At 53.0% G+C, this 16694-nt stretch carries 20 protein-coding genes; 18 read left to right on the top strand and 2 right to left on the bottom strand.

The genetic code is table 11. The annotated features are described in order from the left end of the window. The first annotated feature begins 19 nt into the window (after positions 1 to 19). From P156_RS0104185 to P156_RS0104165, 5 genes are read left to right on the top strand one after another with little or no spacing between them, the layout of a single operon-like run. Positions 20 to 553: a DUF1836 domain-containing protein gene (locus P156_RS0104185; protein ID WP_051600616.1), complete on the top strand. Its 534-nt coding sequence runs from the start codon at positions 20 to 22 to the stop codon at positions 551 to 553. Further along, the gene (locus P156_RS0104180; RefSeq protein WP_027869060.1) at positions 546 to 860 is read left to right on the top strand and encodes a hypothetical protein; all 315 of its coding nucleotides are present in this window, start codon (positions 546 to 548) and stop codon (positions 858 to 860) included. The genes P156_RS0104185 and P156_RS0104180 overlap by 8 nt, the downstream gene beginning before the upstream one ends. 21 nt (positions 861 to 881) lie before the next feature. Continuing rightward, positions 882 to 1970, top strand: a complete 1089-nt coding sequence (locus tag P156_RS0104175; protein WP_027869059.1) for a CobW family GTP-binding protein — start codon at positions 882 to 884, stop codon at positions 1968 to 1970. A 14-nt stretch (positions 1971 to 1984) separates the two neighbouring features. Further along, entirely contained in the window at positions 1985 to 2962 is a 978-nt protein-coding gene (locus P156_RS0104170; protein ID WP_027869058.1) for a GTP-binding protein, read from the top strand. Further along, positions 2962 to 3909 (top strand): hypothetical protein, encoded by a 948-nt coding sequence (locus tag P156_RS0104165; RefSeq protein ID WP_185752138.1) that lies wholly within the window; start codon positions 2962 to 2964, stop codon positions 3907 to 3909. The genes P156_RS0104170 and P156_RS0104165 overlap by 1 nt, the downstream gene beginning before the upstream one ends. 85 nt (positions 3910 to 3994) lie before the next feature. Here P156_RS0104165 and P156_RS0104160 read toward each other — a convergent pair whose 3' ends face one another. Further along, positions 3995 to 4501 (bottom strand): CarD family transcriptional regulator, encoded by a 507-nt coding sequence (locus P156_RS0104160; protein ID WP_027869056.1) that lies wholly within the window; start codon positions 4499 to 4501, stop codon positions 3995 to 3997. Positions 4502 to 4711: 210 nt separating this feature from the next. Between P156_RS0104160 and P156_RS0104155 the strand changes: the two genes are divergently transcribed. Continuing rightward, positions 4712 to 6154 (top strand): MFS transporter, encoded by a 1443-nt coding sequence (locus P156_RS0104155; RefSeq protein WP_027869055.1) that lies wholly within the window; start codon positions 4712 to 4714, stop codon positions 6152 to 6154. Here the strand turns inward: P156_RS0104155 and P156_RS0104150 are convergent, their stop codons facing one another. Further along, positions 6155 to 6982, bottom strand: a complete 828-nt coding sequence (locus P156_RS0104150; RefSeq protein WP_027869054.1) for a MerR family transcriptional regulator — start codon at positions 6980 to 6982, stop codon at positions 6155 to 6157. A 202-nt stretch (positions 6983 to 7184) separates the two neighbouring features. On the opposite strand from P156_RS0104150, the gene prmA reads away from it, so the two are divergent. The 12 genes from prmA (at position 7185) to P156_RS12695 (ending at position 16687) form a co-directional block, all read left to right on the top strand. Continuing rightward, entirely contained in the window at positions 7185 to 8156 is a 972-nt protein-coding gene (gene prmA / locus P156_RS11500) for a 50S ribosomal protein L11 methyltransferase (protein WP_051600614.1), read from the top strand. Beyond that, positions 8153 to 9832, top strand: a complete 1680-nt coding sequence (gene mtaB, locus P156_RS11495; RefSeq protein ID WP_051600612.1) for a tRNA (N(6)-L-threonylcarbamoyladenosine(37)-C(2))-methylthiotransferase MtaB — start codon at positions 8153 to 8155, stop codon at positions 9830 to 9832. Before prmA ends, mtaB begins: the two co-directional genes overlap by 4 nt. 124 nt (positions 9833 to 9956) lie before the next feature. After that, positions 9957 to 10949, top strand: a complete 993-nt coding sequence (locus P156_RS0104135; protein WP_027869053.1) for a polysaccharide deacetylase family protein — start codon at positions 9957 to 9959, stop codon at positions 10947 to 10949. Between the two features lie 98 nt (positions 10950 to 11047). Next, entirely contained in the window at positions 11048 to 11227 is a 180-nt protein-coding gene (gene rpsU / locus P156_RS0104130) for a 30S ribosomal protein S21 (RefSeq protein ID WP_027869052.1), read from the top strand. A gap of 58 nt (positions 11228 to 11285) precedes the next feature. Further along, entirely contained in the window at positions 11286 to 11717 is a 432-nt protein-coding gene (locus P156_RS0104125; RefSeq protein WP_242838695.1) for a GatB/YqeY domain-containing protein, read from the top strand. Positions 11718 to 11770: 53 nt separating this feature from the next. Next, positions 11771 to 12382 (top strand): CPBP family intramembrane glutamic endopeptidase, encoded by a 612-nt coding sequence (locus tag P156_RS12700; protein ID WP_027869050.1) that lies wholly within the window; start codon positions 11771 to 11773, stop codon positions 12380 to 12382. A 32-nt stretch (positions 12383 to 12414) separates the two neighbouring features. Continuing rightward, on the top strand, positions 12415 to 13344 hold the full coding sequence (locus P156_RS0104115; RefSeq protein ID WP_051600934.1) for a PhoH family protein: 930 nt from the start codon (positions 12415 to 12417) through the stop codon (positions 13342 to 13344). After that, a complete protein-coding gene (gene ybeY / locus P156_RS0104110) occupies positions 13341 to 13820 on the top strand; it encodes an rRNA maturation RNase YbeY (RefSeq protein ID WP_027869048.1) in 480 nt (159 codons plus the stop codon). Before P156_RS0104115 ends, ybeY begins: the two co-directional genes overlap by 4 nt. Next, a complete protein-coding gene (locus tag P156_RS0104105; protein ID WP_027869047.1) occupies positions 13821 to 14204 on the top strand; it encodes a cytidine deaminase in 384 nt (127 codons plus the stop codon). It begins immediately after the preceding gene. 10 nt (positions 14205 to 14214) lie between these two features. Beyond that, a complete protein-coding gene (gene era, locus P156_RS0104100; RefSeq protein ID WP_027869046.1) occupies positions 14215 to 15111 on the top strand; it encodes a GTPase Era in 897 nt (298 codons plus the stop codon). 55 nt (positions 15112 to 15166) lie between these two features. Then, positions 15167 to 15925 (top strand): DNA repair protein RecO, encoded by a 759-nt coding sequence (gene recO / locus P156_RS0104095; protein WP_027869045.1) that lies wholly within the window; start codon positions 15167 to 15169, stop codon positions 15923 to 15925. A 51-nt stretch (positions 15926 to 15976) separates the two neighbouring features. Continuing rightward, complete coding sequence (locus P156_RS12695; RefSeq protein WP_051600610.1) at positions 15977 to 16687, top strand: DUF4342 domain-containing protein; 711 nt, start codon at positions 15977 to 15979, stop codon at positions 16685 to 16687. Positions 16688 to 16694 lie beyond the last annotated feature (7 nt).

The following is a 16694-nucleotide window of genomic DNA, read 5'->3' as shown; positions in this document are numbered from 1 at the left end:
TTGTCGGGTGGGAGGATATATGAAATCTATGAATAGTATTGATAATCTGAAAGAGAAACTGCAGACGTGCCGGCCGCAGGACTGGTCTGCGATCCCGGATATCGACCTCTACATGGATCAGGTGATCTGCTATATGACCAGACAGCACATCGGGCTGGATCTGGATGACGAGGAGACCCTCACCTCCGCTATGATCAACAACTACATCAAGAGTGGTCTGCTGCCCCGTGCCAACGGAAAGAAATACGACCGCAGGCACATCGGTTATCTAACCGCCATCTGCCTCTTGAAGCAGGTTCTTACGGTGGGAGAGACCGGTACTTTGCTTGCACAGCAGATGGCGCATCAGGATGTGGAGGAATTCTACAGGAACTACACCAGCGTGCTGGACGAGGAGTACAGCAAGGTGGCAGAAGAACTTGCGGGAGAACATACCAGTGAGGAACTGACACAGCAGGCCCTCAGGCTGGCGGTGTCCGGTTACGCACAGACACTGGCCTGCAAGACCATTCTGCGAGAACTCACAGCAGAGAAGGAGGCGCAGGATGGATAAGAAGGAACTGCTTCTGGTGCCAGGAATCGCCTTTGGAAACCACTTGGAGGTAGCCGTTATGGACTACCCCAGAGGGCGGGAAGATGGCACGACCAGGCGTCGCTGCAAGGTCACCCTGGAATATGGTCGGACAGATGTCGACCAGCTGAAAGCACAGGGACATGACTTGTTAGAATCGGCCATGGCTTATTACCGCGATTATCTTTACCAGCTTGTAAAGGTCAATATCTCCAGCGACTGGACCTGTGTGGGCGGGCTGGAGGAGACCATGGCGATCGTACAGGAGCATTTGAAGAAGTATTACTGAAGAACAGGAAAGGAAGTAGAGATGGCAAAAGTAGATATTTTTTCTGGTTTTCTGGGTGCAGGCAAGACAACACTGATCAAGAAACTCATCGAGGAAGCCTACGGGGATGAGAAGATCGTTCTCATCGAGAACGAGTTTGGCGAGATCGGCGTAGACGGTGGATTCCTGAAGGACACCGGCGTCGAGATCAACGAGATGGATGCAGGATGTATCTGCTGTAGTCTGGTCGGGGATTTTGGCCGGGCGCTGAACCAGGTGATCGAGCAGTACGAGCCGGACAGGATCCTCATAGAACCCTCCGGCGTGGGCAAACTCAGCGACGTGATCATCGCTGTCCAGGATTTGCAGAATGACCGGATCCAGTTGAATGGTTTCACCACCGTGGTAGATGCCAAGAAGTGCAAGATGTACATGAAGAACTTTGGAGAATTCTTCAACAATCAGATCGAGCACGCCAGTTCCATCATCCTCAGCCATACTGACGGTATCGCCCAGGAGAAACTGGACAAGTGTGTGGCGCTGCTGCGGGAGCACAATCAGCAGGCCTCTATCGTGACCACCCCCTGGGATCAGCTGACCGGTGCCCAGATTCTGGAGATCATGGAGCAGAAGAAGACCTTGTCGGCAGAACTTGATCATCTGCGGGAGGAAGCCTATGCGGAAGAGGCGGCTCATGCAGCAGAGCATGAGCACGAGCACCATCACGACCATGAGCATGAGCATGACCACCATCACGACCATGACCATGAGCATGATGACCACGAACACCATGACCATGATCACGAAGAGCACGGTCATCATCACCATCATCACGATGGACATCACCACGCAGATGAAGTGTTTGAGGATTTTGGCTGTGAGACCGCGCACAAGTACACCAAAGAACAGATCACGGCAGCCCTTACGGGTCTTTCCAACATCGCGGAAGTGGGCCAGGTACTGCGTGCCAAGGGCATCGTAGAAAACCTGGATGGTGGATGGATCCACTTTGATTACGTACCAGGCGAACCGGAAGTGCGCGAGGGCGCTGCGGCGACCACCGGCATGATCTGCGTGATCGGTGCAGGCATTGACAAGGAACGAATTCAGGAACTGTTCGATCTTGCATAAGAAGGAGACACATTATGGAAATACCAGTATATCTGTTCACCGGCTTTCTGGAGTCCGGGAAAACAAAATTCATTCAGGAGGCGTTGGAGGGCCCGGATTTCAACGCCGGGGAGAGAACGCTGCTGTTGCTTTGTGAAGAAGGGGAAGAGGAGTACGAGCCAGAAAAGTTCTTTGGGAAGAATGTGTTTATCGAGACAGTGGATGAAGAGGAAGATCTTACCACAGAGTTGATGATCAGTCTGCAGAAGAAACACAAGGTAGAAAGAGTCATCGTGGAGTATAACGGCATGTGGGAGTTGGACAATTTCTACCGCTATATGCCGGACGAGTGGTTGACCTATCAGGAGATGATGTTCGCTGATGCCACCACGATCCTTACCTACAACGAGAACATGCGCCAGCTAGTATATGACAAACTGAAGAGCGCGGAACTTGTGGTGTTCAACCGCTGTGACCGGCAGGTGCTGGAGGGTGTGTTCAAGGAAGGTCTATCCACCAAGATGCGCCTTCATAAGCTTGTCCGCGCGGCTAACCGAAAGAGCCAGATCCTGTATGAGTACGGACCGGATGATGTGGAGATGGATGCTATCCCTGATCCGCTCCCCTTTGACATCAACGCGCCGATCATCACCGTGAAGGACGATGATTACGCAGAGTGGTACCGGGATATCAACGAGGGTCAGGATAAGTACGAGGGGAAGAGGATCCATATTCGGGGCAGGCTTGTTAATGGCGGAGATATCCCGATGGATCATTTTGTGTTCGGTCGTCACGTGATGACCTGCTGCGTGGAGGATATCCAGTTCGCCGGTCTGGTGGCTCGGTGGACAGAAGAGGCAGCTGCCTTCGAAAACGGCCAGTGGGTGGAGATTTACGCTGATATCAAGGTAGAGGAGGATCCGGTCTACGCAGAGGAAGGGCCAGGCCCGGTGCTGTACTGCACCGCCGTGAACCCCTGTGAGCCGGCGGTTCCGGAGGTGGCGACATTCTGATGAAACTACTGAATAGACGATTATCTGCTATTATCCTTGTCACCGCACTTCTCATAGGGAGTGTGGCGGCAGGCTTTGTACTTACAAGCGGGGAGGCGTACGCAGCCTCCGGAAAACGAAACGCTGCTATGAGCCTCCTGTCGAAAAACGGGGCGTTCTTTGACTTCCGCAAGGAGGCGGGGCAGAAACTATATGGTTATGACACCCTGCAGGGAGCGTGTGCTGCCGAGGGATTCGGATATCTGACGCTGTATGACCGGAACGTAGAGAAGTGCCGGATCGTGAAGGTGGCGCTTGATTCTCTGGCTGTCACAAAGGTGTCCGCGCCGCTGCCTGTCTATCACGCCAACAACCTGACCTTCAACACCAGAAAGCACCTGGTGGTAGCTACCTGCTGCAGAGTCAAGGACAAGCGGGCAGTCCTGGTGGATCCGAACACCCTGAAAGTAGTGGGGAAGAAGGACATCAAGCTGACCCGGAAGGTCAAACATCTGCCGAAGAAAGAACGAAAGAAATACAAGGGTTTCACGGCGATCGCCTATAACGAGAAGCATGACTGCTATATCGGCAGGCTGCGGGGCAGTGGCAATGCCATACTCTTTGATGGTGACCTGAAACCGGTGCGGTATTTCAAACTGAAGGGGAAACGAAACTCCATGATGAACCAGGGAATGGACAGCGTGGGTGACCGGGTGTACGATGTGCGGAGTTTCAAGGGAAAGCACAAATACAGTGTGGTGACCATCCACACGCTGAACGGGAAATATGTTGGGCAGATCCGGTTTCCCTTTGGGAAGGCTCCCGGCAATGAACTACAGTGCCTCTTCCATGATGGAGGGCAGTTCTATGCGGGGTTCTACCTGACCACCAGTCAGAAGCACGACACGAAAGCGCACCACGTGAAACGGAACAACAAACTGTATCGGGTTCACAACGTGACAGGATGAGAAAGGGCACTGCGCATCGTGACAACATAAAACTGCGCGTTTAACGGCGCGCAGTTGTTCGTCTTTCCTAACCCAATGAAGGATCTCAAATATCTGTCTTACCCACTTGTGAACTAATAAAACCCAGCACTTCTTCTCTTGGGATTTCCAGAGCCGCTGCAAGTTCTCCGAACAACAGGTCTTCCGCGCGTTTCATGTACTTCCGGTCGATCTGGCCAAGATGCCTGTTCTGTTTACTCGCTTCCAAACTCTTATGATGTAGTGACTTGGTCAGGCCGATCAATGCCTCCATATCGTGGGTATCGATCACTGCCTGGTAGTGCTTGGATAATTGCTGGATGCTGTTGCTCTTGTAGATGTCAGCGGCTACGGCAGGGATTCTGTCGATCAGATGCAGTGCTTCCTCTCTCGACATGACTGTTCTCATGTATACCCTGTTACCGTCTACGGGCGCGTAGATCGTCCCGTTCTTGTACAGCGGTCGCAAAACATAATACAGGTCATCATCTTCAACAAAGTCAACTTGCGATATCGCCTCAACCCTGCAGACTCCCGTTCCATCGTAGATGATCAGGTCGTCTACCTTGTACATTATGTCACCTAACTCCTTTCTGTCTAAATCCTACTGCTCCGAAATTAATTATATCACAATACCCTGAAAAAAGAAAGATGAATTGCAAGAATATTATAACAATTTCATTCGTTTCAGGAACATTTGTTATACAGAAAGCGAAGAAACTCTCTTGACAGTATAGTTGATATATCCTTTATTATGTAGGCAGGACAAGAAGGAGTTGTTACAATGAAGCTTAGATTCAGGACCAAGTTATCGTATGGGATAGGAGGGATTGCAGACAATGCCATGTATACCATGGCGGGGACATTCCTGCTTTTTTTTCTGACCTCCGTAGCCGGGATCCGTCCGGCAGCAGCGGGCACCATTGTAGCCGTCGGATCGATCTGGGAGGTGCTCTGTGGTCCGGTGACCGGATTTCTGTCGGACACGACACAGTCGCGGTATGGAAAGCGCAAGCCATTTCTGCTGATCGCGGCGTTTCCGGTAGCCGTTGCCACCAGTCTGCTTTTCACCGCCATCGGGGCTTCCTATGGACTGCGCCTTGTGTATTACCTGGTAATGACGCTGTTATTCTGGCAGGCCTTTGCCACTTTCTTTGTGCCTTACATGACATGGGGATCCGACCTGACGGAGGATTACCACGAGAGGACCGTGCTCCGTTCTTATGCTTATGTGTTCAATCAGGTGGGAATGGCGCTTGGGATGGTGCTCCCTACGGCATTTGTGGACCTGATGATGGAGATGGGGAAATCCAAGGAAGTTTCCTGGACCATGACAGGCGTGTTCGTGGGGGTCTGCAGTGCGGCAGCCCTGCTAATCTGCGCCCTGACCATTCACGAAACAGATGATCCCACTTTCCAGCGGACCAAAGACAGCGGGCCACACTTCAGCTTGCATCAGATCACAGACATGTTCCGTGAATACGGGGAGATCATCCGGCTGCGCCCCATCCAGTTCATCATCGGTGCCAGCCTGCTTTACCTGATCGCCAATACGCTGTTCTCCTCAGACAGGATCTACTTCTTTACATATAACCTGGGACTATCGGCAGGCCAGATATCACTCCTGATGTTGTTGATCACGGTGGCGGGCATTGCCTTGGCACCGGTGGTCGCCTTTCTCTGTGGATTTAGCGACAAGAAATTGGTGCTTATGGCCGGAGTGGGGGGCACTGGTGTATTGCTTTGTGCAGGGCGGTTCCTGGCACCGGAGACCTTTGGGGCGAACTGTGTGATTTGCATCATATACACCATAGGAAACACCTGCTACTGGCAGCTGATGCCCTCTATGATCTACGATGTCTGCGAGGCGGAGGAACTAGCTTCCGGCACAAAGCATTCCGGCCAGGTGATCTCTCTGCAGGCGTTGTCAGAATCCCTGTCTACCGCGGTGGCCTCTCAGATACTTGGGATCATCCTGCAGGTAGCAGGGTTTAGTGAGGGGGCGGCTGCCCAGTCTGCCACATCTCTTACATGGATCAGCCACTGCTATACGCTGCTCCCGGGGATCTGCATGGTGTTGGTCGCGGTGATCATATTCTTCCACCCGATCAACAAAGCCAGTTTTGGCCGAATCCTGGATGCACTGGAACGAAGGAAATGCGGGGAGTCTGTGGATCTTGGCGAGTTTCAGGATGTGTACGGGAAGACCTTTGTGGAGCGGCGCTGATCAACGCACTCGGATACTTACCTTCACAAGATAATTGTAATAGCCTGGTACGGAGAAATCGTCCAGGATCACATCCTCATAGAAAGAATCATCTAGCCAGAGGTGGTTCTTTTTTGCATAGTCCAGGAGAAGGTGACAAAGCTCGCAGATGTTTTCATATCCCTTGTTGTCGTAGACGGCAATATAGCTGCCGCCACTGTCCACGATGGGTTCGGTGCCGGCAGTGGGGGCGACTTCATTGGGGTCAACCAGTGTGTAGAACTTGCTGTAATGGTAGCTGTCCTCGGTGACGCTGTCTACCGGGATAATGGCGCCAATAGCTTTTTGCTCGGTAAGACCAATCTCCCGACAGAAGCGGAAGTGCTTCGCCACGGCCGTTTGTATGCTTCGGGCGTCGTCTTCACCGCTATAGTCGGTGGTGATCAGATATTCGTCGCGAAGCTGTTCAAACACCACCTTGCGAAGGGGAGCATGGATGCCTTCTTCGGTAACCTTGCGCTTGTAGTCGATGTATTCCAGGGTGTGCTCCAGTTTCTTCATCCTGTTTTCCAGTTCTGCCTTCTGGCGGTCCAGCAGGGCCAGGAACCTCTCCGGGGTCGGGGTCTTCAGGTGCTCTCGGATCTCTTTCAGGGGGACGTCAAGTTCTCGGAGCATCAGCAATACCTCGAACGTCTCGATCTGTGTGAAGGCATAATAACGATAACCGTTCTCGGCCCGGTATTCCGGTTGAAAAACGCCGTTCTTGTCGTAGAACTGAAGGGTCTGTTTGCTGACATCGAACAGTGCGCCGAACTCGCCGATAGTGAAATAGTCTTTTTTCTTTTCCATGGTGGTACCTCCGAATCTATATAGTAAGTATATACTGGCTGAGGGTAGTTGCCAAGGGCTTTCGATCATAAGCTTTATTTTCGCTCTTTGGGAAGCTGTCTGCAGGAAATAGAATCTGGCGTATGATACCGGAATATGGTACAATGGAGTTGGATATGATGCGCCTTGTGGCGCTTATCACACTGCATGAGGAGAGACGAACTTGAAGTATTATCAGATCGATATAGAAACAACAGAAGCGGGGATCGAGGCTATCGTGGCCAAGCTGATGGCCGCCGGCATTGAGAACACAGTCGTGGCCGATCCCAAGGATGTGGCAGAACTGATGGAGAAGAAGGAGTCCTATGCCTGGGATTATGTAGACGATGAAGTGGCTGCGCGCATGGAGGAAGCGCCTGTGGTGACCGTATATGCCTATGAGGAGGCAGAGCGGATCGCGGCGGAGGAGGCTGTCGCCACGTTGAAGGAAGAGGCGGCTGCGGGGATCTTTGGCAACGGTGTCGACCTGGGGCCCCTGGAGCCTGTGGTTACGGAGCACGATGACAGTGAGTGGCAGGACAAGTGGAAGGAATATTTCAAGCCCTTCCGTGTGTCCAGGCACATCATCATCAAACCCAGCTGGGAGGAGGTCGAGGCCGGACCACAGGACAGTGTCCTGGAGATTGATCCGGGAATGGCCTTCGGTACAGGTACCCACGAGACTACCTCCATGTGTATTGAGATGATGGAGGATTACCAGAAAGTCGGGGACCGGGTGCTGGACGCAGGCTGTGGCTCTGGCATACTGAGTATTGCTGCCGCCTTTCTGGGCGCGGGGCAGGTACTTGGGGTGGACATCGATCATGATGCTGTAGGCGTCGCTCGGGAGAACATCCGGTTGAACCACGTAGAGGATGTAGCCAGCGCGGATTACGGAGATGTAACGGAGGGAATCGACTACCAGGCGGATCTGGTGGTGGCCAACCTGATGGCAGAACTGCTTTGTCTGGTCACACCGGGGATCTACCGCCATCTGGAACCAGGAGGTACCTATATCTCCTCCGGTATTCTTCTGGAGAAGGAAGAGATGGTCGCCACCGCCATCCGGGAAGCTGGATTCGACCTCTGCGAGATCCGCCGCAAGGGTGAATGGTGCTGCATCGCTGCCAGAAAACCAGAGGGAGCGCAGGCATGAGGATCGCGTTTCACACCTTGGGATGCAAGGTGAATCAATACGAGACAGAAGCTCTGAGGGAGCAGTTTTCTGCAGCTGGCTACCAGTTGGCAGCAGAGGATGAAAGGGCCGATGTGTACGTCATCAACACCTGTACAGTGACTAATCTGGCGGATCGTAAGTCCCGTCAGTTCATAAGACAGGCCCGCAGACGAAACCCGGATGCAGTGATCGCTGTCACCGGCTGCTACGCTCAGACCAAACCGGAGGAGGTGGCAGCTCTGGAAGGTGTGCAGGTCATCTGCGGTACCAGTGAGAAGAGCCGGCTGCTGCATGAGATCGAGCAGGTGCTTGCAGACCGAGAGGTGATCGGCCGTACACATATGGTGGTGGATGACTACGAGGATCTGACGCGATACGAGGACATGGGGCAGATCGTAGCCATGGAATCTCGCAGTCGGGCATTTATCAAGATCCAGGAAGGCTGCGACCGGTTCTGTGCCTATTGCGTCATTCCTTTTGCAAGAGGCAAGGTCAGAAGCCGTGAGGAAGAAGACATCGTCCGGGAATTCCAGGGGCTGTTGGATGCGGGGTTCAAGGAGATCGTACTGACCGGGATCAACACGGCGCTCTACGGACGTGAGAAGGACGGGAAGGGGCAGGAGGGAGACTCTATGGAGCATCTCCTCGCCAGGCTGAACGCGCTTCCCGGGGATTTCAGGATCCGGTTGAGTTCTCTGGAACCCACCGTGGTAGATCAGGCATACGTACGACGGCTTCTGCGGTTCGACAAGCTTTGTCACCACCTGCATCTATCTGTTCAGAGTGGATCGGATCGGATTCTGGCGGCCATGAACCGACGCTATGATAGGGCCGAGTATCTGAAGATCGTGGAGGCACTGCGGGAGGCAGACGAACACTACGGAGTCACCACGGACATCATCGTGGGATTCCCGGGAGAGACGGAAGAGGACTTCCAAGACAGTCTGGACATGATTCGCCAGGCATCCTTCTCCAGAGTCCACGCCTTTCGCTATTCCATGCGGGACGGTACCAGGGCAGCGCGGATGAAGGAGCAGGTCTCCGGTGACCGCAAGTCCCAGCGGGTGACCGCACTGATGGAGGCAGCGGAGGCACAGGCCGAAGCCTTCTGCCGGGCGAGTGCAGGGGAGATCCGCCGGGTGCTTGTGGAGGCTTTCGATGAGGACGGAATGGCCACCGGATACACCGACAACTACCTGAAGGTCTACCTGCCCGGAGAGGAAATGGTGTTCAATGAGTTTTACGAGGTAAGACTTTTGGAGAAATACAAGGACGGCATGCTGGGGGAGCTGGCAGCCGGGAAAGGAGTAAGCATGGCAGATTGTATCTTTTGTAAGATAGGTGCACATGAGATCCCGTCAAACGCGGTATATGAGGACGACAAGATCCTGGCTTTCCATGACCTGGAACCCCAGGCACCGGTCCATGTCCTTGTGATCCCGAAGAAACACATCGGATCTCTGGATGAGGTGACCGAGGAAGATGGCGAACTGATGGCGCACATCATGTTCAAGATCCACGAGATCGCTGCAGAACTTGGTTTGGAAAACGGTTATCGCGTTGTCATCAACAATGGTGAAGACGCTTTCCAGACGGTCAAGCATCTGCACTTCCATATTCTTGGAAAGCGGAAACTGACCTGGCCACCGGGCTGATGTAGACAGACACGGGGGACTGCTTGATGCGGTCCCCTTTTCTACGTTCATCTTGCAATCAGTCGTTTTCTAGTGTACAATATTGCAGTACAATTGAGATATGGAAGATGGGGTGTGGAGAAGAATGAAAGAGAAACTGAACAACTGGAAATTTCTGCTGATCCTGATCGCGGTTGGGATCATAGTGGTGCTGATGTTGTTTGCTTTCCTGGTGGACAAGAGGGAGGCGAAGCTGAGTCTTTCTTCGGACGTTGTCACTCTGACTATCGGGAAAACCTGGGAGGTGCCGGTGGAAGTCGAGGGGAATCAGACAATGCCGGAGCTTTCCTTCTCATCTGAGAATGCGGCCATCGCCAGCGTGGATGAGTCCGGAACAGTCACGGCGCTTCGCGAAGGGGAGACCAAGGTCATCTGCGCAACGGAAGGTGGTCAGAAACTGACCGTCAAGGTCAGCGTAGGAGCAGGAAAGACAGACGGCGAGGTGATCTACCTGACGTATGAGAATGGACCAAGCCGGGATGTAACACCGGCTATACTGGATCTTCTGGAGAAATATGAGGCCAAGGCAACTTTCTTCCCGCTGGGACAGGAGGCAGAGGCATACCAGGATCCCATTGCGCGTGCAGCGGAGGAGGGCCACACGATAGGTGTATACACTTACTCCGATGCATACAGCAAGATCTATGAGAGCGTAGATTCCTACGAGAAGGATTTTGTGCAGACGGAAGAGATCCTGAAGGAGATCACGGGGCAGAAGCCGGAATACTGGCGCTTTCCTGGAGGCTCCATCAACGAGAAACTCAGTGATAAGGACAGAGAGAGCATCCTGAAAAAACTGCATAGGAGAGGCTTCGTGTGCGTGGATTGGAACTGCTATGTGGACGATCTGTCGGCCGAAGAGCATGATGCGAAGACCATGGAGAAAACCGGGATCCGAACCATTGATCAGGTGCTTTCCATGGGACAGACGCCTGTGGTGAGACTCAGCGACAGCGCAAGCGATACGGAAATGATCAAGGTCACCAAAAGACTCCTGAAGCGTTACAAGAAGAAAGGCTATGAATTCAGGGCGCTTTCCTCCTATGAAGGGGAAGATATCACCGTCAGTGAAAAATAGTGCTTGCCTATTGAATGAAAAGATAGTATAATTAGTCTGTTATAGGCTGACAGGCCGTTTACGGCTTAATATTAACAAGTCAGGAGGTGAATCGGAATATGGCACAGGTAATCGTCAGAGAGAACGAGAGCTTGGACAGCGCTCTGAAGAGATTCAAGAGATCATGCGCAAGAGACGGCGTCATGGCTGAAGTCAGAAAGAGAGAGCATTACGAGAAGCCAAGCGTTAAGAGAAAGAAAAAGTCTGAAGCCGCACGCAAAAAGGCTAAGAAATACTAGTCTTTTAGGCCAATTTCATGGAATCGAGGTGAGATGAATGGGCTTAAAAGAAGAATTAATGAACGACTTCAAGCAGTCAATGAAAGCTCACGATGAGGTTGCGAAGAACACGATCAGTCTGGCCCGTGCTGCCATCAAGCAGTACGAGGTAGACAAGAGGGAAGAACTGGATGATGAGGGAATCCTGGTCATCCTGAAGAAGCAGGTCAAGATGAGGAAAGATGCCCTCGCTGATTTTGAGAAAGCCGGAAGGTCCGACCTGGTAGAAGCTTATAACAACGAGATCCGTGTTCTCGAGAAGTACATCCCTGAGCAGATGTCCAAGGAGCAGATCCTGGAGATCGTGAAGGAGACTGCAGAGTCTCTCGGCATCGAGAAGGACCGCAAGAGCATGGGGAAACTCATGGGGCCGGTCATGGGCAAGGTGAAAGGCCTCGCCGATGGAAGCGATGTGAGAGATGTCGTCATGAATTTTCTTTCGGGAGAATAATAGCGGGAGAAGCCACCGGTACGGTGGCTTCTTTTTTCGAGGAGGAGAGTGCGATGCGAAATGAACAGGCAGAGCCTGGCACAAAGCGATCTCTGCTATGTCCGCCGCGGGGGAGAAGGTGCCCCTGGCCACGGAGCCTGGCCGCTTCGGTCATTGGTCTCATCGGAGTACTGGCGGTGAACTTTGCCGCGCTGGTCCTCTCCCTGAAAGTTGGGGCTTTGTTGGGGCTTCAGCCAGGTATGCCGGTGCGTCGTCCGGGGACTGGTGCGCTGTTGCTGTTGACAGAAGGGATGGTCTGTCCGGTGATCGAAGAGATCCTTTTCCGAGGCCTTTGGTTCGGCGGACTGCGTCGCCGCTTTGGTTTCTGGGGATCTGCCCTGTTTCCCAGTCTGGCCTTTGGACTGATTCACGGCCCGGTGACAGCAATGGCTGCCTTTCTGTCGGGCATGCTGCTTTGTGACCTCTATGAGAGGACGGGCAGGCTGATCATGCCCATCGTTGTTCATGTAGCCAACAACCTGCTGGTGCTTTGGCTGCCGGTATCAAGCAAGGGGCTGACAGAGCCCGGAATGCTTCCTCTGGCTGCCCTGGCCCTTCTGGTGACCGCTCTTGTGGTCTATACTTTACATCATATTACGGAGGGATTCTATTGTCTGAACGATTGATCAGAAAGATAAGGATCGATGATTCTGTGGACATGAAGGAAATGTTCGGGAATCTGGATCATAACATAGAGCGGGTGAGAGAGGTGACCGGCACCGAGATCATCCAGCGAGAGGACAATCTCATCCTCATGGAAGGGGAGGTGGATCGTGCCGAGACCATCCTGATGGAGCTTATCAAGGTGGTGTCTTCCGGTGAGAAGATCACCGAGCAGAAGCTGAACTACATCATCTCTCTGGCAGAGGAGGGAGTCTCCTATGCAGAGCAGAATATGAGCAAGGATGTGATCTGTTTCACGACCAGGGGCAAACCGATCCGTCCTAAGACACTGGGGCAGAAACACTATGTGGATGCCATCCGAGAGAAGGATGTGGTGTTCGGTATTGGCCCTGCAGGCACGGGCAAGACTTATATCGCTGTAGCCATGGCCATCAACGCCTTCAAAAACAAGGAGGTTCAGAAGATCGTTCTGGCCCGTCCAGCGGTGGAAGCAGGCGAAAGCCTGGGATTCCTGCCAGGTGATCTGCAGGAGAAGGTAGACCCCTACCTTCGGCCCCTGTATGACGGACTTTATGATATTCTCGGCCGTGAGAATGCCATGCGTCTGAAGGAGAAGGAAGCCATTGAGGTAGTCCCTCTGGCATATATGCGCGGCCGGACCCTGGATGATGCCTTCATCATTCTGGACGAGGCTCAGAATACCACGCAGGAGCAGATGAAAATGTTCCTGACACGTATGGGATTCGGATCCAAGGTGGTGGTCACCGGAGATGTGACACAGATCGACCTTCCCAAGGGAAAGAAGAGTGGGCTTTTGGAGGCGCAGAAGATCCTGAAGAACGTAAAAGGCATCGAGTTTTGCGAGCTGAAGGATGTGGACGTGGTGCGACACGAGATGGTCAAGCGCATTATCCGCGCTTACGATAATTACTATCGCAGAGAGAAGGGAAGAGATAGACGATGAAGCTGTACTATGATGAGGAGAGGCTTCCTGTTACTCCGGAGACCTTGCAGGTCATGGGGAAGGCCGCGGACGGCTGTGTGACCAGGGAAGGGATGGAGGAAACGAAGTTTGCCGTGAGTGTAAGCTTTGTGTCCCTGGAGGAGATCCACCAACTGAACCGCGACTACCGTAGTGTAGACCGCCCTACGGATGTTTTGTCCTTCCCTCAGTACGGGGACCTGGACGAGATCCGGGAGGAGGTCGCATGGTGTGACGAGGAGGCTCCCCTGGAGCTGGGAGATGTGGTCATCTGCCTGGACAAAGCACGGGAGCAGGCGGCTGAATACGGCCACAGCCAGGAAAGAGAGTTGATCTATCTTTTCGTTCACAGCGTGCTCCATCTGCTGGGTTACGACCATATGGAAGAGGAAGAGAAGAGGAGCATGCGCCGCCGGGAGGAGGAGATCATGTCCTGGCTGGGCATTGGGAGAGAATAGATGGATAACAGAGATTTATACAGACTGGCCTTGCGCGCCATGGAGCATGCTTATGCTCCGTATTCCCACTATCAGGTTGGCGCCGCGTTGCTGTCGGAGGATGGCCGGGTGTTCACCGGTGTGAATGTTGAGAACGCCTCCTACGGTGCCACCATCTGCGCGGAGCGCACGGCCTGCGTGAAGGCGGTGTCTGAAGGGGCCCGGTCTTTCACAAAGCTTGCCGTGGTCTGTTCGCAGGGGCGAGCGACCATGTGCGGCATCTGCCGGCAGTTCCTGTCAGAATTTGGCGTAGACCTCACGGTGATCACCGGTGAGGATGAGGAGCACCTGACGGAGACAAAGCTATCTGCGCTGCTGCCAGAGGATTTTCAGTTGAAGAAGTAAGAGGGATAGAATGAAATCAGGATTCATCGGCATCGTGGGCCGGCCCAACGTGGGCAAATCAACACTATTGAACAACATAATGGGGGAGAAGATCGCTATCACATCGGACAAGCCCCAGACCACCCGAAACAGCATCCGCGGAATCTATACCAGAGAGGATGCTCCGGAGAAGGAGGGTGTCCAGATGGTGTTCATCGACACTCCGGGGATCCACAAAGGGCGCAACAAGCTGGGTGTGGCTATGACGGACATGGCCATGAACACGCTTAAGGAAGTGGATATGATCCTGTTTCTCGTGGACGGCCCCATCGACAAGGGGCCAGGAGACAGGTTTATCGCCGAAGCGCTGCAGAAAATCGACACCCCGAAGATCCTGGTGATCAACAAGATGGACACCATGGCGCCGGAGGACTATCTGAAGATCTATCAGCCCTATGAGGAGATGGGGATCTTCAACGACATCTTCGGCACTTCCGCGCTACAGGGCACCAACGTGCCGGAACTGCTGGCGAGGATCGAGGAGAGCCTGGAGGAAGGCCCCATGTACTTTCCGGCGGATATGATCACCGACTACCCGGAGCGATTTCTGGTCAGTGAGGTGATCCGGGAGAAAATGCTCCACTACCTGAACGAGGAGGTGCCCCATGGGGTCGCCGTGGAAATTGAGTCCTACAAGGAAACACCAAAACTCACCCGTATCGGTGCGGTGATCTACTGCGAGCGCAAGTCCCACAAGGGCATCATCATCGGCAAGCAGGGCAAGAAACTCAAGGGGATCGGCAAGGCAGCCCGTCTGGAGCTGGAAGCGCTGCTTGGCACCAAGGTATTCCTGGAACTTTTCGTGAAGGTCAAAGAAAACTGGCGGGATTCCGATTTTGATCTGGCCAACTTCGGGTATAAAGAATAGTGTGTCAAAAAGAACCGTCCCCTTTGACACCCTTTGACACACTGGAGGGAGACATATGCATATCAATACGGAGGGCATTATCTTCCGCCAGACGAAGACCGCTGACGGCCGGAAGATGCTGCTTTTGTTCACAAGGAAATATGGGAAGATCAGCGTAGGTACCAGTCTGGACGGCCGAGGAAAAAAGAAATCCTCTCTGGCGTTGCGCCCGTTTACCTACGGGGAATACCAGATCTTTCAGGGGCGGAATTACTACAACCTGGACAGAGCGGAGACCAGAAAGAGCTGGTACGCCCTTGGGGAGGATCTGGACAAATACATGGCAGCGGCTTTTGTACTGGAACTGACAGAGAAGGTAGTACCGGAGGAAACACCTCAGCCGGCGCTGTTTCAACTTCTCATCGATTATTTGGGAGAGTTATCTGAACGGAAGAAAAGCTACCTGACGTTGGTGCTGGCTTATGAGGTCAGAATGCTGAAAATCCTGGGGTTGTTTCCTTCCATGGATGCCTGTGCCTGTTGCGGAAGCGAAGAAGGGTTAGGAGGGTTCAGTGTTTCGGATGGTGGGATGCTTTGTGCTGATTGTGTTGAAAAAAAGAAACGCGATGAGGAAGATGCGTTGATTTATCATGCAAATTTTGATATAGTAGAAGTAATTAATTACTTTGCCGCAAATCCACTGACCGCATTTCGGAAGCTGGCGCTGGAGGAGAAGGTGGCGAGAGAATTGCAGGGCATCCTGCGCGCCTACCTGGATTGGCATCTCGACGTGGGGGATCTGAAGAGCGAGTCTGTGTTTGCCGGTGGATATTGATCGTATTGTTTCTTCGGAAACGAAGGGAGTCTGTAACCAAGGAGGGATAATATGGAAATCACATTGGAAAAGATCGAACTGGTCAAGGATCGTACAGGTGTAACCTACAAGGAAGCGAAGGATGCACTGGAAGCTGCCGAGGGCAACGTGGTCGATGCGATCATCGCTATTGAGGACTCGGTAGATTCACAGACTTCCTCCAAGAAGATCGGTGCCAAGGGAGAGGCGCTGGTGGATAAGATCAAGGACGTGATCCGGAAGGGCAATGTGTCCAGGATCCAGGTAACCAAGGACGATGAACTCATCCTGAACATTCCGCTGAGTGCAGGTATCGTAGGCGCAGTGGTTGGTCCCTGGGTCATGTTGCTGGGCGTTGTCGCCTCCTTCGGATTCAAATGCCAGGTATCTGTAGTGAAAGATAACGGAGATGTCATCGATATCACCGATAAGGCTGGTAACCTGTATGAGGATGCCAGAGTCAAGGGCGGTGAAGTGGCAGACAAGCTGAAGGAAAAGGCACCTGGCGTCTACGAGTCTTTCGTGGAGAAGGGTGGCGAGGCAGTCAACAAAGCCAAGGACGCAGCCAAGGATGCGGCGGAGAAGATCAAGTCCAAGAATTCTGCTGAGGATCTTTATGACAAGGCGGCAGATATGGTTGACGACGCACTTGATGCTGCAGAAAAAGTGGCAGACAAAGCCATGGACAAGGTCGAGGAAATCAAAGAAGACGTGAAAGAGGCCATCGAGAAAGAAGAAAAATAATAATCAA

Origin of the sequence: Eubacterium sp. AB3007, from assembly GCF_000688015.1 — a bacterium.
Taxonomy (GTDB): Bacteria; Bacillota; Clostridia; order Peptostreptococcales; family Anaerovoracaceae; genus Aminicella.
Note: the sequence above shows the minus strand (reverse complement) of the source record. Positions and strands in the feature narration are given on the sequence as shown.

Bases quoted from the DNA above. Each gene is read 5' to 3' on its own strand.
- era (WP_027869046.1), top strand. From the start codon at position 14,215: ATGAAATCAGGATTCATCGGCATCGTGGGCCGGCCCAACGTGGGCAAA.
- P156_RS0104165 (WP_185752138.1), top strand. From the start codon at position 2,962: ATGAAACTACTGAATAGACGATTATCTGCTATTATCCTTGTCACCGCA.
- P156_RS0104150 (WP_027869054.1), bottom strand. From the start codon at position 6,982: ATGGAAAAGAAAAAAGACTATTTCACTATCGGCGAGTTCGGCGCACTG.
- P156_RS0104170 (WP_027869058.1), top strand. From the start codon at position 1,985: ATGGAAATACCAGTATATCTGTTCACCGGCTTTCTGGAGTCCGGGAAA.
- P156_RS0104175 (WP_027869059.1), top strand. From the start codon at position 882: ATGGCAAAAGTAGATATTTTTTCTGGTTTTCTGGGTGCAGGCAAGACA.
- P156_RS0104115 (WP_051600934.1), top strand. From the start codon at position 12,415: ATGAAGGAAATGTTCGGGAATCTGGATCATAACATAGAGCGGGTGAGA.
- mtaB (WP_051600612.1), top strand. From the start codon at position 8,153: ATGAGGATCGCGTTTCACACCTTGGGATGCAAGGTGAATCAATACGAG.
- P156_RS12695 (WP_051600610.1), top strand. From the start codon at position 15,977: ATGGAAATCACATTGGAAAAGATCGAACTGGTCAAGGATCGTACAGGT.
- P156_RS0104155 (WP_027869055.1), top strand. From the start codon at position 4,712: ATGAAGCTTAGATTCAGGACCAAGTTATCGTATGGGATAGGAGGGATT.
- P156_RS0104185 (WP_051600616.1), top strand. From the start codon at position 20: ATGAAATCTATGAATAGTATTGATAATCTGAAAGAGAAACTGCAGACG.
- P156_RS12700 (WP_027869050.1), top strand. From the start codon at position 11,771: ATGCGAAATGAACAGGCAGAGCCTGGCACAAAGCGATCTCTGCTATGT.
- P156_RS0104160 (WP_027869056.1), bottom strand. From the start codon at position 4,501: ATGTACAAGGTAGACGACCTGATCATCTACGATGGAACGGGAGTCTGC.
- P156_RS0104105 (WP_027869047.1), top strand. From the start codon at position 13,821: ATGGATAACAGAGATTTATACAGACTGGCCTTGCGCGCCATGGAGCAT.
- recO (WP_027869045.1), top strand. From the start codon at position 15,167: ATGCATATCAATACGGAGGGCATTATCTTCCGCCAGACGAAGACCGCT.
- P156_RS0104180 (WP_027869060.1), top strand. From the start codon at position 546: ATGGATAAGAAGGAACTGCTTCTGGTGCCAGGAATCGCCTTTGGAAAC.
- rpsU (WP_027869052.1), top strand. From the start codon at position 11,048: ATGGCACAGGTAATCGTCAGAGAGAACGAGAGCTTGGACAGCGCTCTG.
- ybeY (WP_027869048.1), top strand. From the start codon at position 13,341: ATGAAGCTGTACTATGATGAGGAGAGGCTTCCTGTTACTCCGGAGACC.
- P156_RS0104135 (WP_027869053.1), top strand. From the start codon at position 9,957: ATGAAAGAGAAACTGAACAACTGGAAATTTCTGCTGATCCTGATCGCG.
- P156_RS0104125 (WP_242838695.1), top strand. From the start codon at position 11,286: ATGAACGACTTCAAGCAGTCAATGAAAGCTCACGATGAGGTTGCGAAG.